At 44.1% G+C, this 13,788-nt stretch carries 17 protein-coding genes; 15 read left to right on the forward strand and 2 right to left on the reverse strand.

Features of this window, described 5'->3' with window-relative positions; translation table 11 throughout:
- Nucleotides 1-18: 18 nt before the first annotated feature.
- Entirely contained in the window at nucleotides 19-621 is a 603-nt protein-coding gene (yyaC, locus tag AC58QC_RS27350; RefSeq protein ID WP_497418203.1) for a spore protease YyaC, read from the reverse strand.
- Nucleotides 622-789: 168 nt separating this feature from the next.
- Here yyaC and AC58QC_RS27355 point away from each other — a divergent pair, with 168 nt between their 5' ends.
- The 11 genes from AC58QC_RS27355 to AC58QC_RS27405 all read left to right on the forward strand — a co-directional run bounded on the left by AC58QC_RS27355 (nucleotide 790) and on the right by AC58QC_RS27405 (nucleotide 9,011).
- Nucleotides 790-1,536: a creatininase family protein gene (locus AC58QC_RS27355; protein WP_497418204.1), complete on the forward strand. Its 747-nt coding sequence runs from the start codon at nucleotides 790-792 to the stop codon at nucleotides 1,534-1,536.
- 4 nt (nucleotides 1,537-1,540) lie between these two features.
- A complete protein-coding gene (locus tag AC58QC_RS27360; protein ID WP_497418205.1) occupies nucleotides 1,541-2,944 on the forward strand; it encodes a hypothetical protein in 1,404 nt (467 codons plus the stop codon).
- A 123-nt stretch (nucleotides 2,945-3,067) separates the two neighbouring features.
- Entirely contained in the window at nucleotides 3,068-3,778 is a 711-nt protein-coding gene (locus AC58QC_RS27365) for an iron-containing redox enzyme family protein (protein WP_497418206.1), read from the forward strand.
- 139 nt (nucleotides 3,779-3,917) lie between these two features.
- Entirely contained in the window at nucleotides 3,918-5,387 is a 1,470-nt protein-coding gene (locus AC58QC_RS27370; RefSeq protein ID WP_497418207.1) for an aldehyde dehydrogenase family protein, read from the forward strand.
- Nucleotides 5,388-5,415: 28 nt separating this feature from the next.
- Nucleotides 5,416-5,889: a GlcG/HbpS family heme-binding protein gene (locus tag AC58QC_RS27375; RefSeq protein ID WP_497418208.1), complete on the forward strand. Its 474-nt coding sequence runs from the start codon at nucleotides 5,416-5,418 to the stop codon at nucleotides 5,887-5,889.
- A 52-nt stretch (nucleotides 5,890-5,941) separates the two neighbouring features.
- Nucleotides 5,942-6,532 carry a chromate transporter gene (locus tag AC58QC_RS27380; RefSeq protein ID WP_497418209.1) on the forward strand — a complete coding sequence of 197 codons (591 nt, stop codon included), beginning with the start codon at nucleotides 5,942-5,944 and terminating at the stop codon, nucleotides 6,530-6,532.
- On the forward strand, nucleotides 6,529-7,059 hold the full coding sequence (locus AC58QC_RS27385) for a chromate transporter (protein ID WP_497418210.1): 531 nt from the start codon (nucleotides 6,529-6,531) through the stop codon (nucleotides 7,057-7,059). Before AC58QC_RS27380 ends, AC58QC_RS27385 begins: the two co-directional genes overlap by 4 nt.
- 89 nt (nucleotides 7,060-7,148) lie before the next feature.
- On the forward strand, nucleotides 7,149-7,826 hold the full coding sequence (locus tag AC58QC_RS27390; RefSeq protein ID WP_497418211.1) for a GntR family transcriptional regulator: 678 nt from the start codon (nucleotides 7,149-7,151) through the stop codon (nucleotides 7,824-7,826).
- A 46-nt stretch (nucleotides 7,827-7,872) separates the two neighbouring features.
- On the forward strand, nucleotides 7,873-8,157 hold the full coding sequence (locus AC58QC_RS27395) for a 2Fe-2S iron-sulfur cluster-binding protein (protein WP_497418212.1): 285 nt from the start codon (nucleotides 7,873-7,875) through the stop codon (nucleotides 8,155-8,157).
- 37 nt (nucleotides 8,158-8,194) lie between these two features.
- Nucleotides 8,195-8,668 (forward strand): RidA family protein, encoded by a 474-nt coding sequence (locus AC58QC_RS27400; protein WP_497418213.1) that lies wholly within the window; start codon nucleotides 8,195-8,197, stop codon nucleotides 8,666-8,668.
- Between the two features lie 43 nt (nucleotides 8,669-8,711).
- A complete protein-coding gene (locus AC58QC_RS27405; protein ID WP_497418214.1) occupies nucleotides 8,712-9,011 on the forward strand; it encodes a hypothetical protein in 300 nt (99 codons plus the stop codon).
- A gap of 126 nt (nucleotides 9,012-9,137) precedes the next feature.
- Here AC58QC_RS27405 and AC58QC_RS27410 read toward each other — a convergent pair whose 3' ends face one another.
- A complete protein-coding gene (locus AC58QC_RS27410) occupies nucleotides 9,138-9,473 on the reverse strand; it encodes a 2Fe-2S iron-sulfur cluster-binding protein (RefSeq protein ID WP_497418215.1) in 336 nt (111 codons plus the stop codon).
- 135 nt (nucleotides 9,474-9,608) lie between these two features.
- Here AC58QC_RS27410 and nadX point away from each other — a divergent pair, with 135 nt between their 5' ends.
- The 4 genes from nadX (at nucleotide 9,609) to AC58QC_RS27430 (ending at nucleotide 13,480) form a co-directional block, all read left to right on the forward strand.
- The gene (gene nadX, locus AC58QC_RS27415; RefSeq protein ID WP_497418216.1) at nucleotides 9,609-10,415 is read left to right on the forward strand and encodes an aspartate dehydrogenase; all 807 of its coding nucleotides are present in this window, start codon (nucleotides 9,609-9,611) and stop codon (nucleotides 10,413-10,415) included.
- A 26-nt stretch (nucleotides 10,416-10,441) separates the two neighbouring features.
- Nucleotides 10,442-11,845: an NAD-dependent malic enzyme gene (locus AC58QC_RS27420; protein WP_497418217.1), complete on the forward strand. Its 1,404-nt coding sequence runs from the start codon at nucleotides 10,442-10,444 to the stop codon at nucleotides 11,843-11,845.
- A gap of 289 nt (nucleotides 11,846-12,134) precedes the next feature.
- Nucleotides 12,135-12,953 (forward strand): ParA family protein, encoded by an 819-nt coding sequence (locus AC58QC_RS27425; RefSeq protein ID WP_497418218.1) that lies wholly within the window; start codon nucleotides 12,135-12,137, stop codon nucleotides 12,951-12,953.
- Complete coding sequence (locus AC58QC_RS27430; RefSeq protein WP_497418219.1) at nucleotides 12,950-13,480, forward strand: hypothetical protein; 531 nt, start codon at nucleotides 12,950-12,952, stop codon at nucleotides 13,478-13,480. Before AC58QC_RS27425 ends, AC58QC_RS27430 begins: the two co-directional genes overlap by 4 nt.
- Nucleotides 13,481-13,788 lie beyond the last annotated feature (308 nt).

Below are 13,788 nucleotides of genomic sequence, written 5' to 3' on the forward strand. Positions count from 1 at the left end.
AAAAGAGCGTCAAGCCATTTATGTCGCAGACAATAGATGGTTTGGCGCTTCATTTACAGACTGCGGGACAAGTAATTGTGGAATGATGTCTTGGCATGATTTCACTAACAAACGGCTGATGACCGCGGACATTTCATTAATGAACGTAAGACTTGTATGCTCCATAACTTTATGGTTGAGCAGGCTGTGGTTGTTAATAATCCCTTTCACATGTATATTTCCGATAGGGGGAAGTTCTTTATTTAAACTGACTCCGGGTTGAAGCGGTTCCTCCACCAACTGGAGCGTGCCGATCTTATAGAACTGGCCCAGAGCTGCGTCAACAGCAATAATGTAAGCTTGACTGTGTGTTTGGGTAATAAGGGCTATCGTCTTCTCTAAATTAAGCGCATGTACCGGTTTATCCAACGTTCCATAAACATGAACATAACGGTGTCCTTCGAACCGCTCGGATAACCGACTCCCGACTATCGGGCCTAGAGAATCCCAAGTGTAACGGTTGGTACCGACGCAAATAATGACAATTTCTATGAATTCCGGTTTTGAGGAATAATGATTCGTTAAAGCTTCAGATAAATAAGCGACCGATTTCTTATCTAGATAATGGATATGACGCATCATAAGGGTGAATCACCTCTCTTCCTACAAGTAATATACGTTATATAAGTGAAAAATATCATTAGATTTGATCAAGTAAAATTAATCATAAAAAGTTCTATATCCTAATATAATTTTGGTATACAATATACAAAATGAAAGATAACGCTACGAAAAGAGGAGAATAGAACGATGTCTAACGCTTATATTTTAACACAAATGACATGGCCAGAGGTAGAAGGAGCACTCAAAACGGTCAAAATTGCCATCATTCCATTAGGGGCGCATGAGCAGCATGGCCCGCATATGGTGGAAAGCTGCGATGCTGTTCTTGCAGAAGAAATGGGGAAAAGGCTCACGGCCAAGTTATATCCTGAAGCGCTGTTAACACCTACGATAAATATGGGGGTCTCTCCACATCATATTCATTTTCCAGGTACGATTTCATTGGAGCCTTCAACCGTTATTGCGATTTTGCGCGATATCATTAAATCATTAAAAAGCCAAGGGATTGAGAAGTTCTTGGTCATCAATTCTCATGGCGGCAATCAAGCGACTTTAGGTGTAGCAGCGGATACGCTCACAGCAGAGCTGGGAGTATCCCTATTTTATGCAAAAACAACGGCTTCAGCCAAAGATGTGATGGACAAGCGTATTGAATCTAAACTGTACGGCCACAGCTGCGACCGCGAAGTGTCAGAAGCGATGTATTTGGCACCTCATCTGGTTCGTCCGGAAAAGCTGGAGAAAGGCGACATTCAAGAGGGACGTTGGAAGAAGCTTCGCCCTGGCAGTCCAATTCAAGGATTCTATTATTATGAAGAAATGACCCGTAATGGCTGTATTGGTGATGCCACGAAAGCCAGTCGAGAAATCGGAGAGGAGATTGTTGAGACGGCGCTCGCGCGGTTGACCCAAGCTGTCAGAGACATGTTGTAATCTTATGAAGCAAGCACTGTTTATTTCAGCTATCGCAGCCTATCTTGTCTCAGAGATCTTCCCGAGTGAATTGCTTAATTGGATCCAATCAGCGTTTAGTCTGGTCATTATTTTCGTAGTCTTTGGTTCTATGAAGCCATTCGTCCGAATATTGGGTGCTGTATTCTTAAGTACGGGGGTCATTCTCCTAGCGACAAACGGAGCATCATGGACGAATTACGTCCTTGGTTTCGGCAGTATGCTGAACATATTAAGCTTGTTTGTTTTAATTCCGATGATCGCCCTGCCGATTGAGCTTGGACAATATGCGGTGAAAGTACAAGCGATTCTGTACAGCAAAGTTAAGCATTCCGGCATGCTTTATTGTATTACTTCATTATTATCATATATTTTGAGCTCATTTATGAATTTAGCGACACTTCCTATGATGTACCATAGCATTCATCCTTCTCTACAATATTATCCCATTCAGCAAAAAGACAGATTTATTAGCCGGGCGATTACACATGGTTACAGTATGCCAATTCTGTGGACTCCAGTAGCTCCGATTGTAGGGATTATTGTGGAGATGACGGGAGTAAGTTGGAGCTCTATTTTGCCCATTGTCATTCCGTTCAGCTTGATGGGTCTTGTTTTGGATTGGTTAATGGGAACTTGGGTTGCTAACCGGAGGCTTAAGAAGATCAGTTTGACTGTGCTTGAGGAAGTATCGGCTGCCAGGGAAAGTGCGGTGCTACACCAAGCGGATGGTACGGATGAGGGGAAGGGGAGTCACCCAGGGCAAATTCTTATCGCAATCGTCGTTCTTAATGTTCTAGTATTTATATTGGAGCGATTTACGCATATGGGTTTTTTGCTTTTAGTATCGATCATCGTTATTCCGTTTGCTTTTGTATGGTCCCTGATGATTCGGAAAGGCAAGGCGTTCGTAACGAGAAGCCGATCGATGCTGCCGTCCCATGTGCTGAAAATGAAGGATCAATTCTATGTCTTCTTAAGCGCTGGGTTTATGATTTCAGCCATTAAATCAACAGGCAGCAACCATGCGATCAATGAGGGGATTATGGCTATTCAGCATTTCATCGGGTCTGATCTCTTTTTGCTCATGATACCGCTAATTCCGTTAGCTCTTGCATTTATCGGGCTGCATCCGGCAGTAGGATTGGCACTAGCGGCGGAATCTTTGAATCCGCAAGCATTGGGTATTTCCGTTCAACTAATGGCTATTGCCATGCTTACGGGAGCAGCCACGGCCTTCTTGATGGGGCCTTACAATGCTACTGCAGGGATGATGTCTAATTTGATTGGTAAGAGTTCGTATAAGGTTTCTAACTGGAATGCGCCGTTTACAGTTGCGTATTTAATCATGGCGATGTTACTCCTGTTAATCTTAAAAAAAGTGGGTTGACAGCTTAACCTAATCTAAGTAATAATAAAGCCAAGCAATAATTTGGTATACCAAATACCAAATACCAAATAACCAATAAGCTTTTCTAATACTACACTTTACATTTTGAGAGGAGAGTTTTATATGACAGCAACAGTTACTGAATCTCGTTTATTGAACAAAGAGGAATTCCGCCTAGCACTCGAGCAAGCAATCGAAGGTAATGCCGTTGCTAAAGCTCCTTTTACAACAATGTGGGCAAATGGTGAATTGACGAAAGAACACTTTGGTAGATGGGTAGAACAGCATTACGCATATGTAGGTCCATTCGCGGAATACTTGGCTTACATATATGCAAACTGCCCGCATGAGGATGCAAGAGACTTCATCCTGCAAAACATGTGGGAAGAGGAACTGGGCGGCGACCGCCATACAGATTTGTTAATCCGATTCGGTGAAGCTTGCGGAACGACTCGCGAACGCGTTGAATCGATGCAGCACCTGCTTCCTGAAACAATCGGCTTGCAATCCTGGTGTTACCGGATGGCATTCAAAGAAAACTTCTTATTCGCAACAGCAGCGCTAGTTGTTGGACTTGAATCCCAAGTGCCTGCCATTTACCGCAGACAAACACCAACACTTCGCAATCACTACGGATTTACAGATGAAGAGGTGGAATTCTTCGACCTACATATCGTATCCGATGAGATTCACGGCGAGCGTGGTTACCAAATCGTACTAGAGTATGCTAAAACGGTAGAAGATCAACAACGCTGCATCAAAATTGTAGAAGAAGCTACAAAGATGCGCAGAATGTACATCGCTGCGATCTCTCGCGAATTTTGCTTAGAATAGTCCTTATCTCATATAAACGTTCATAGAAAATAGAAGTTTAAACCGTTCCCGGGAAGTAGAATTCTCGGGAATTGGTCTAAATTGCAAATTGAGCCCTGCTTTGAGCCGAAATTGGTATTTGAAGAGAAAGGGGATTGACATGGCAGCAACGGAAACGGCAGTACAAACTTTCAAAAATTTAATTAACGGGGAATGGGTGGAGGCAGCAAGCGGCGAAACCTTCACAACGACTAACCCTGCTAATGTGAATGATAGAGTAGGAAGATTTCAAGCTTCGACGGAAGAAGATGTTGTACAGGCAATGGTGGCTGCAGAACAAGCGTTCAAAACCTGGCGAAATGTTGCTCCTACGAAAAGAGCGGAAATCTTATATAAAGCAGCGGATTTACTAGAGGCAGGCTTGGAGCAGTACGCTGAAGAATTGACCCGAGAAGAAGGTAAGACGATCGCAAGCAGTCGGATGGAGGTTAAACGTTCCGCGCAAACGCTAAGGTATTACGCTTCGGAAGGGTTAAACGTTTCTGGCGAAACACTCCCATCGGATGATGCAACGGTTTTCGTATACACACGGAAAGAACCCTTAGGTGTCATTTCGGTTATTACACCTTGGAACTTCCCGATTTCAATTCCGGTACGGAAGATCGCACCGGCCTTAGTTACAGGTAATACGGTGGTATTCAAGCCGGCATCGAACACACCGTTAATTGCTTACCGTTTGGTGGAGGCCCTTCATCAAGCAGGACTTCCAGCAGGTGTGATCAACTTTGTGACAGGCTCGGCTTCTAAAACAGGAGTGTCGCTAGTCACTCACCAAGCCGTTAAAGCGGTTACATTTACAGGTTCAACAGGTGCAGGAGAGAAGATCAATCGTCAGGTTCGTTTATCCACACGCGTCCAATTGGAACTAGGCGGTAAGAACCCGCTGATCATCATGGATGACGCTAATATCGATCATTCGGTTGAGCTCGCAGTGAAGGGCGGATTCGAATTAACGGGTCAAGCATGCACCGGTACAAGCAGAGTAATCGTTATGGACGCAGTGCATGATGAGTTTGTTCAGAAGCTTGTGGAGAAGACCAAACAGCTTAGAGTTGGTAACGGTCTTAGCAAAGGCGTTGATGTCGGTCCACTGGCCAATGAAAGCCAACTGCGCAACGTGCTGGATTACGTCGCTATCGGAAAAGAAGAAGGCGCCGAACTAGTCATAGGCGGCGACAAAATGACAGAAGGCGAATACGCGAATGGCTATTACGTTACTCCTGCCGTATTCGTTGGCGTTACACCTGACATGCGTATCGCGCAGGAGGAGATTTTTGGACCGGTCATCTCTGTTATCCGCGTTACAAGCTTCCAAGAAGCGATGGATATCGCGAATGATGTGGAATTCGGACTATCTGCTGCGATCTGCACGTCCGAATCAAGCCAGATCCAACATTTCATCCAGAACATCGAGACAGGTATGGTGAAAATTAACCGTCCAACTACGGGCAACGCATATAATGCGCCATTTGGCGGAGTGAAAATGTCCAGTACAGCAACTTACCGAGAATCTGGCCGTGCTGCGCTTGAATTTTACACGCAAATCAAAACGGTATACCACGGCGTATAAACGATAGATTCATAATGGAGGATTTTACATGAAATCGGTATTAAAGCTTGAGTTGGAAGAAGCAAAAGTGATGATAGAAGCTGCGAAGAAAGCGGCTGAAGAAGTTAAGGCTTTGGAATCTATCTGTATCGTAGATGATGGAGGGTATATCGTTGCTCTGGAACGTATGAACGGCGGGCGGATTACCGGGCCTGAGATTGCAACTTCCAAAGCCTTTACGGCAAGCGGCCATAAGCGCTCCACGCATCTGTTCAACCAACCCGGAGGCCCTGCTACAACAACAGGCGAAGCATTCGGTATTCACGTAATGATGCCAGGTAAATTCGCAATATTCGTTGGTGGATTCCCGATTGTCGTCAATGGTGAAGTCATTGGAGGAGTAGGCGTCAGTGGCGGTAATGGGGAGCAGGATACAGCAGTTGGCACCGCGGCTTTAAAAGCTTTGCAAAATTATTTAGGCAGCGAGTATGACGTAATGACACAAGCGGATATTAAAAAATAAACGCGGTTCGTACTTTACGAAACTAGCTGCAAATGGAAAGGGAAGAGGGAAGATGGCATACTGGAGTCTGTTCCTCGGTTTTTTTCGGATTGGGCTTCTAGGTTACGGTGGCGGGCCAACGATGATCCCCTTGGTTCATGCGGAAGCTGTTCAGAAGTACCAATGGATGACGGATGATGAATTTACAGACGTGCTTGCGATGGGGAATGCTTTACCCGGCCCGATCGCCACGAAGATGGCAGGTTATATTGGTTTCAAGGTGAAAGGCTACTTAGGCGCATTTATCGCGATTATAGCTATGGTCATTCCCGTACTCATTGGTATGATTCTGCTTCTTGGACTTATTTATAAATTAAAAGATTCAGGTATTGTAGGCGGCATGACTCACGGAATCCAGCCGGTAATCGGCGTGATGATGGCGGTTATGGCTTATGATTTCTTCAAAAAAGCTTGGCAAAGCTGGGTGAAGAGCAAAACGCTGACATGGACTTTAATTTCGATAATTGCGCTGGTTCTTCTTAAGTTAAACCCAGGATTACTGATTGGTATCGCGCTCGCTTACGCGTTCATTGAATCTACTTATCTCACCAATAAGAAAAAGCTTAAGCAGCAGCGTGATTCAGACAGGGGTTTTTCAGCATGAAGCTACTAGAAATATTTTGGGCCTTTTTTGTTCCTAATATATTAGGTTATGGCGGAGGGCCGCCGATTATCCCTTTGCTTCAGGCACAGGTAGTTGACCACTTCGGATGGATGAGCATAGAAGAGTTCGGCAATGTGTTAGCTCTCGGCAATGCCCTTCCTAGTCCGATTGCCACCAAGCTTGCAGGATATATCGGATACCAGGTTGGCGGAATTCCCGGCGCGCTAGTCGCGCTTATTGCTACCATCCTTCCAACGGCGCTTGCAATGATCCTTTTGTTCAAGTTTATCAACTTTTTCAAAGGGGCTCCGCAAGTCATGGCGATGACGTTAATCGTCCGTCCGATTGTCGCGGTTCTTCTCGGTACATTGGCTCTGCAGTTTTTCACTAGCGCTTATCAATCGGCGGGGATTTGGCAGACAGCATTACTTGCAGCGGTTAGTTTTGTAGCATTGGAAAAATGGAAAATACACCCTGCTGCTGTTGTGGGATTAGGTTTAGTTTATGGGGCTTTTGTACTGGGATGATCCGGTAGGTATACCTCCATATTAAAATGTTGATTGGTTATGGTGTATCGATTACACTGAAAGAAAACGCATTCGCGGAGGTATACCATATGCCGGACAATCCAGTTGTTTGGAAAGACGAGGAATTAAGCCCTATACGGGATAAAGTGTATCAATATATTAAACAAGCTATTGTTCAAGGTGTATATAAATCAGGTGACCGAATTATCGAGAGGGAGCTGGGCGATCAATTAAACGTTAGCCGTACCCCCATCCGGGAAGCACTGTTCCGGCTTGAGTCACAGGGTTTCGTTAAGACTCTTCCTCGTAAGGGAGTGGTTGTCTCTAGACTTTCCCCGGAAGAGATTATCGAAATATTCACGATTCTTTCTTCTCTTGAAAGCTTAGCGGTTAAGTTGGCCGTGAAGAAATTGGAACAGGCGCAACGGAACGAACTGACTCAAATTGTTGTAGAGATTGATAATGCTTTAGCGAAACCGATGTTCGAGCAGTCGGACTGGAAATATCATTTTGAAGCGAATGAAGTTATTTTTCGGGCTGCGAAGAGTCCGAGGTTAACGCAAATGCTGGACGGTTTATCCGACTATATCCGTGCTTTCGTTCATGTAGGCTATGAGCTTCCAGGACGCCAACGCAAAGCGATGGAGGAACACAGGGAAATTATCAAAGCCGTTCTTAACGATGAAGCGGATTTCGCTGAAAATCTAACGAAGATTCACGTCGAAAACTCTAAAAAGGCTTATATGGAAGCTTTAGAAAGAGAATAATTGCCGTATTTGCCCTAAGTTCATGCTGCTGTATGGAGGTTGTGAAATGCCGAATGTGACATTGCACCAGAATGGCCAAGTTTATCAGCAAGAAGTTAATGAGAATAGTAACTTGGTAGTTTTAGCGGGAGTTAAGAAATTCCCCTATCTGAAGTATGGCTGTGGTATGGGTAAGTGTACGAAATGTATGGTGAAAGTTGTTACCGGCGGCGATAAGCTCCAAGAACCCAATTGGAAAGAAAATAAGATGCTGGGCGATAAAATTAATGAAGGATTCCGCTTAGCATGCCAGTTATATATTTCGGAAGATATTGAGCTCCGTCAGGAATAGGATCAGTCAGGATTCCGGCAAATATGGGGGATGACCTATGGTGCAAGTACATGGACAAGCTGAAGCCAAACTCGAAGAACTGAACATTCTGCTGGACTCTCCACCTAAACCAAGCGGGAACTATGTACCCTATACAATTGTACCTCCTATCATTTATTTAAGCGGAGTAACTCCGAAGGTGGGGGGAGTGCTTCAATATAAGGGCAAGGTAGGACAAGAGTTTTCTAAAGAAGAAGGTTATCAGGCAGCTAGGCAATGTATTATTAATCAACTAAGTACATTAAAGTTCGTACTGGGAGACCTGAGTCGGGTAACTGGCATCGTTAAAATGGAAGGATTCATTAATGCCGATCCTCAATTTTACGATCTGCCTTTTGTTTTAAATGGCGCTTCAGATTTGTTAGTTGAAGTATTCGGAGACAAAGGTTTACATGCCCGTTCTGCTGTAGGCGTCGCTGCGTTACCCGGAGGAGCTGCTGTAGAAGTAGAATTGATTGTGAGCTATAAGTAAGCGGTTTATAGCAAATTTTAAATAATTGAGCGGAGGGTTTCATATGAGCGAATATATTTTAGTATCCACAACAGATCGTTACCGGACAGTAACGAATAATCCGAATTTAGAGTTAGTGGCAGCATACGAGTATCACTTCTTCGGTAAGAAAAAAACACTTTTTGAAGTTTGCAAAATTGTTAGTGATGATACGAGAATAATCATTCAAGGCGTTTCTGAAGTATTCCCGGATAACAGCATTCCGCTCAAGGTGTTTCCAAAGTTTGATTCTACCGCTCAAATTGAGAAAGAAATCTATGAATTAGATGTCGACAAGGATAGTAAAATTGTCAAAGTATATTAGAATTGGGTTAAGGCGCAGGCTCTAGGAGCTTGCGCTTTTGTATTTTTCTGTCCTAACCCTGCAGAAGAAAAGAAGTAGAGTAAGATGCAAAAAAGCAGTCCTCATGGACTGCTTTCATCATTCAAACTATTGGGCTGCTTCAATTCTTCTTTGGGCAACTTTGTTAAGACGGTTAAGATCCTCTTCTCCCCAGGAGATGGTCACATCACCATTGATGAAGGTTTGGCAGGCAAGACGGAAACCTAGGTCCAGCTTCTCCTGGCCGAGTCTGTCGACTTCCTTCTTCATAATTTTACTTAAGTGTTCATGCCCATCCACGATTTGTACACGGCAAGTTCCGCAAAGGCCACCGCCGCATTTGTAAGGTACAGACCCTTCATATCGGATCGATGTTCTTAAGAGATTGGCGTCGTTTTCGACTTCTATCGTTTTTCCTGATGTTTGATAAGTCACTGATGGCACTTGGCATCCCTCCATGTCTTAATAGAGTAAGTATATCACAATCTCTTGGTTTATGGTATACCAAATACAATATTTTTGATATGATAGAGAGACAGATAAGATAAATTGAGACCATCACAGGAGGATTCATTACTTATGCTAAAAGTTGGAATTATTGGATATGGAACCATCGGAAAGGATGTAGCTCAAGTTATTTTGCAAGGAGACGCTGGATTAGTTCAATTAAAAGCGATACTAGTCCGAGACGAGACGAAATATCCTGATACTAGTTCTCATGGTTATGTAATGACTTCCAGTGAAGATGTTTTCTTTGCTCAAGATCTCGATATTGTTGTGGAGAGTGCCGGCCATGAGGCGGTAATGAAATATGGTGAAAGAGCATTAGAGAACGGAGCGGACCTTATCTTGGTCAGTGTTGGCGCATTAGCAACGGAGCCGCTGCACCTTAGTATTATGAAGAAGGCACGGGAAACGGGCAGGAAAGTGATTGTCCCTTCAGCCGCTATAGGAGGTCTCGATCGGATTGCCGCTGCCAGTGTAGGTCCTATGGACGAAGTAACCTTGGTGACAAGGAAACCGCCTAAAGCATGGATTGGAACTTTAATCGAGCAGCAAGTAAATTTGGCTGAATTAACGGAGCCCTATTGTGCATTTGAAGGTGTAGCGCGTGATTCCGCCCGCTTGTTTCCAGAGAGCGTAAATGTTTCTGCCGCACTAAGTCTTGCTGGTGTAGGATTTGACCGGACCAAAGTGAAAGTATTCGTAGATCCTCATATCAGCCATAACACACATGAAATCGAAGCGAAGGGAAAATTCGGACAAGTCAATCTGCAAATTAGAAATACGCCTTCCGCGGAGAACCCAAAAACCGGATATATTGTGGCGATGAGTGTGATAAAAACGCTTCGAGATTTAACATCACCTTTTGTAATTGGCGTATAAAATATATTTGAAACGGGGAAATGGACATGGCTTATAACAGTATTATTCTGCGTCTGGAATTAAGCTTGAATCGAGTGAATTTTGGTGATGTAGCTTCTGCCATCAGTAAAGCCGGAGGAGATATTACTTCCATCGATATCATTCGCCCAGGTCATGAAGTTACTATCCGGGACATCACGGTTCATGTGGCTGATTCAGCCGAGTCCACGGTTGTGGAAGCGATAAAATCGATTGACGGCATCCGTCTCGTGAACGTGTCGGACCGAATTTTTCTTGCGCATCTTGGAGGCAAAATCTCGGTACAGCCGACACTTCCGATCAAAAACAGGGATGACTTGTCCATCGTATATACGCCTGGCGTGGCTCGTGTATGTACAGCTATTCATGAAGATCCCCAAAAAGCTTATTCTTTAACGATCAAAAGAAATACCGTAGCTGTCGTAACAGACGGTACCGCTGTATTAGGCTTAGGTGATATCGGCCCGCACGCGGCCGCACCAGTAATGGAAGGCAAAGCGATGCTCTTTAAGCAGTTAGCAGGGGTGGATGCCTTTCCGATCTGCTTGGATACGCAGGACACAGAAGAGATCATCCGCACGATTAAAGCGATTAGTCCGATATTTGGCGGAATTAATTTGGAAGATATCAGCTCCCCGCGCTGTTTCGAAATTGAAACAAGGCTTGCGGAAGAGCTGGACATCCCTATCTTTCATGACGATCAGCATGGGACAGCCATTGTTGTTATTGCCGGGCTCCTTAACGCTCTCAAAGTAGTTGGCAAACGGATGGATCAAGTCCGTATCGTAGTGAACGGCATTGGGGCAGCAGGCGTATCCATATGCAAAATGCTGCTGGCCGCAGGAGTGAAAAGGCTTGTCCCCGTTGATCGGGAAGGCGCTATCATCCGCGGAGGCGATTACTCGCATCCAATGTGGGCATGGCTTTCAGAACAGCCTCAAGTCGAAGCTAATCCGGGCAACTTACGCGACATGATTAGCGGAGCGGACGTATTTATCGGAGTATCGAGAGGCGGACTGCTTAGCGGAAACGATGTGCAGAAGATGGCCCCGGACAGCATTGTATTTGCCATGGCGAATCCGGTGCCGGAGATTGATCCGAAGGAAGCGATTCCCCATGTTCGCGTGTTTGCTACTGGACGGAGCGATTATCCGAACCAAATCAATAACGTGCTTGTGTTCCCTGGTATATTCAGAGGGGCACTCGACTGCCGTGCGCGCCGGATCAACGAACCGATGAAGCTGGCAGCGGCACGAGCCATTGCTTCCGTTGTTTCCGAGCATGAGCTAAATGACCAGTACATTATACCGAGTATATTTAATGAACAAGTTGTTACCAAGGTTAGGAATGCCATCGTTGAAGCAGCCATCTTAACGGGAGTTTCACGCCGCACTCCGCCGGATTTCAGATGAATGAGGCTCCAGCCGACTATAACAGTCTCTATAAAACTCGCTTTTTGACTCGCATACGGTGCATGTGGAGTGTACAATGTTGCTAAAATGGCGGGGGGGGCAGGAATAACCATTTGTTAGATGTGTATAGGATAATTGTGAAACAGCCCGAACCAATGGGCTGTTTTTTCGTTTTTGGGTTAAGCAGAACGATGACGCATATGTGGGAAACTCCGTACGTATTATTGAACAAACATGAATGAATATAACGATTGCATCTAAATCCAAATAGGTCAAAGGAGCGGGTAGAGTGCCAAAAGTTGTCTCTATGCTTAACATGAAAGGCGGAGTCGGTAAGACCACCCTAACCTATAACCTTGCTTGGTATGCAGCTTTTAAAAAAATGTATAAAGTATTAGTCGTCGATCTTGATCCCCAGTCGAATCTAACGCAAATTTTTATGGGGGGCGATGGGTATCGGGATTATTTAGAAAGCCCTAGGCAATCTATTGTAGACATTTTTGAAAACAGCAGCAAAGTTACAACTAATATTATTCATTCTGTTGACGAGTGGACGGATGGTAGTCTACTACATCTAATTCCGTCGAGAGCTGAGTTATCGAAAACGTTGAAGAATCCAACGTCAAAGGAGCATAAGCTGCGCCGATTTTTAACGAAGGTTCAAAGTAATTACGACCTGATTCTGATCGATTGTCCACCGACTGACTCGATTTTATCAGTAGCCAGCTATTTGGCCAGCGATTCGTTAATTATTCCAGTAAAGCCTGAAAAATTAGCGATCATAGGGCTGCCACTGCTTAAGGGAAGTATTGAGGATTTCAATGAGGACAACGAAGGAGAATACAAAATTTCCGTTTCCGGAATTATTTTCAATAATGTAGAGGCAGGTGATATACCGGAAAACCGTATTTCCAAGAAAGAGGTCTTAGCTTTTGCTAAAGAAAACAACTGGCATGTATTCGACAATGAAGTTAGAGAATCCAAATCGTATGTTAACGGTATTCGTGAGGGAAAGCCGATGTTCAAGGATTCTAGATCACGAGGTCATATTATGGAAGAATTTTATGCGGTAGGCGACGAGTTTTTACGGAGTGTGGGTATTGAATGACGAATCAGTCCAAAGAGCTGTTACTTGATTTGTTGAAGTTAAAAGTGCGGTATAGCGGCAAGGAATTCGAGCAGGTTGCTGACGTGCTAATGAAGGGTTCGGAGCCACTTCTGGCTCATATCATCAAATTAGTTCAAGAGCTTGATGGTATTTCTGGAGCTAAACCAAGTACTCGTTCTAAAAAGGAAGCGGTTTCAAAGGTTCTAGTGAGTAGTTATACAAATACTGATCCTGAGGTTCAGGAGCTGCTTTTTGAAATAAATAAAATGCTTTTGTCTAAAGATGCGTTCAGAACGGTAAAAGAGCTACAAAGCTTCGTTTCACGTAAGGTCATGTTGACCGCCTCGAAAAATACAAAGGTCGAGATCGTTAATAAGTATATGAATTACATATCCGCTAGACCAAGGGATGAAATGCTTAACGAACTGCAACTGCTAAAAGATAAAATGAATTCAGGTGATGATGTATCTAGCTTCTTAAATATGGCCAATGCAATCGTAAGTTCAAGAAAAGAAAAACGGTACTAAAGTTAAAAGGAGACGTGAGACTTTTTCGGTCCACGTCTTTTATATGCGAACGGATATTCTCTGACATCATGTTGACGAAAGCATATGCTACATTCATATCAGAAGCTAGATGAGAGAGGATGTTGCATATGAGTTCACCTATTCAAACGACCCATGCATGGAATAACGAGTATTGGCCAATGGGAGGGGCGGAAAAAGCATTCTTGCTCCTCGAGTTAAATGGAAATGCCGGAATACTCGTCTGATTAAATAATGAGGTATATAATAAACACATATGATGAGAAATTAACAATCAATAAGGAGCAACG

The sequence above is a fragment of the Paenibacillus sp. J22P51 genome, assembly GCF_059692215.1.

Bases quoted from the DNA above. Each gene is read 5' to 3' on its own strand.
- AC58QC_RS27355 (WP_497418204.1), top strand. From the start codon at position 790: ATGTCTAACGCTTATATTTTAACACAAATGACATGGCCAGAGGTAGAA.
- AC58QC_RS27365 (WP_497418206.1), top strand. From the start codon at position 3,068: ATGACAGCAACAGTTACTGAATCTCGTTTATTGAACAAAGAGGAATTC.
- yyaC (WP_497418203.1), bottom strand. From the start codon at position 621: ATGATGCGTCATATCCATTATCTAGATAAGAAATCGGTCGCTTATTTA.
- AC58QC_RS27400 (WP_497418213.1), top strand. From the start codon at position 8,195: ATGGTGCAAGTACATGGACAAGCTGAAGCCAAACTCGAAGAACTGAAC.
- nadX (WP_497418216.1), top strand. From the start codon at position 9,609: ATGCTAAAAGTTGGAATTATTGGATATGGAACCATCGGAAAGGATGTA.
- AC58QC_RS27420 (WP_497418217.1), top strand. From the start codon at position 10,442: ATGGCTTATAACAGTATTATTCTGCGTCTGGAATTAAGCTTGAATCGA.
- AC58QC_RS27370 (WP_497418207.1), top strand. From the start codon at position 3,918: ATGGCAGCAACGGAAACGGCAGTACAAACTTTCAAAAATTTAATTAAC.
- AC58QC_RS27380 (WP_497418209.1), top strand. From the start codon at position 5,942: ATGGCATACTGGAGTCTGTTCCTCGGTTTTTTTCGGATTGGGCTTCTA.
- AC58QC_RS27375 (WP_497418208.1), top strand. From the start codon at position 5,416: ATGAAATCGGTATTAAAGCTTGAGTTGGAAGAAGCAAAAGTGATGATA.
- AC58QC_RS27430 (WP_497418219.1), top strand. From the start codon at position 12,950: ATGACGAATCAGTCCAAAGAGCTGTTACTTGATTTGTTGAAGTTAAAA.
- AC58QC_RS27360 (WP_497418205.1), top strand. From the start codon at position 1,541: ATGAAGCAAGCACTGTTTATTTCAGCTATCGCAGCCTATCTTGTCTCA.
- AC58QC_RS27395 (WP_497418212.1), top strand. From the start codon at position 7,873: ATGCCGAATGTGACATTGCACCAGAATGGCCAAGTTTATCAGCAAGAA.
- AC58QC_RS27385 (WP_497418210.1), top strand. From the start codon at position 6,529: ATGAAGCTACTAGAAATATTTTGGGCCTTTTTTGTTCCTAATATATTA.
- AC58QC_RS27390 (WP_497418211.1), top strand. From the start codon at position 7,149: ATGCCGGACAATCCAGTTGTTTGGAAAGACGAGGAATTAAGCCCTATA.
- AC58QC_RS27405 (WP_497418214.1), top strand. From the start codon at position 8,712: ATGAGCGAATATATTTTAGTATCCACAACAGATCGTTACCGGACAGTA.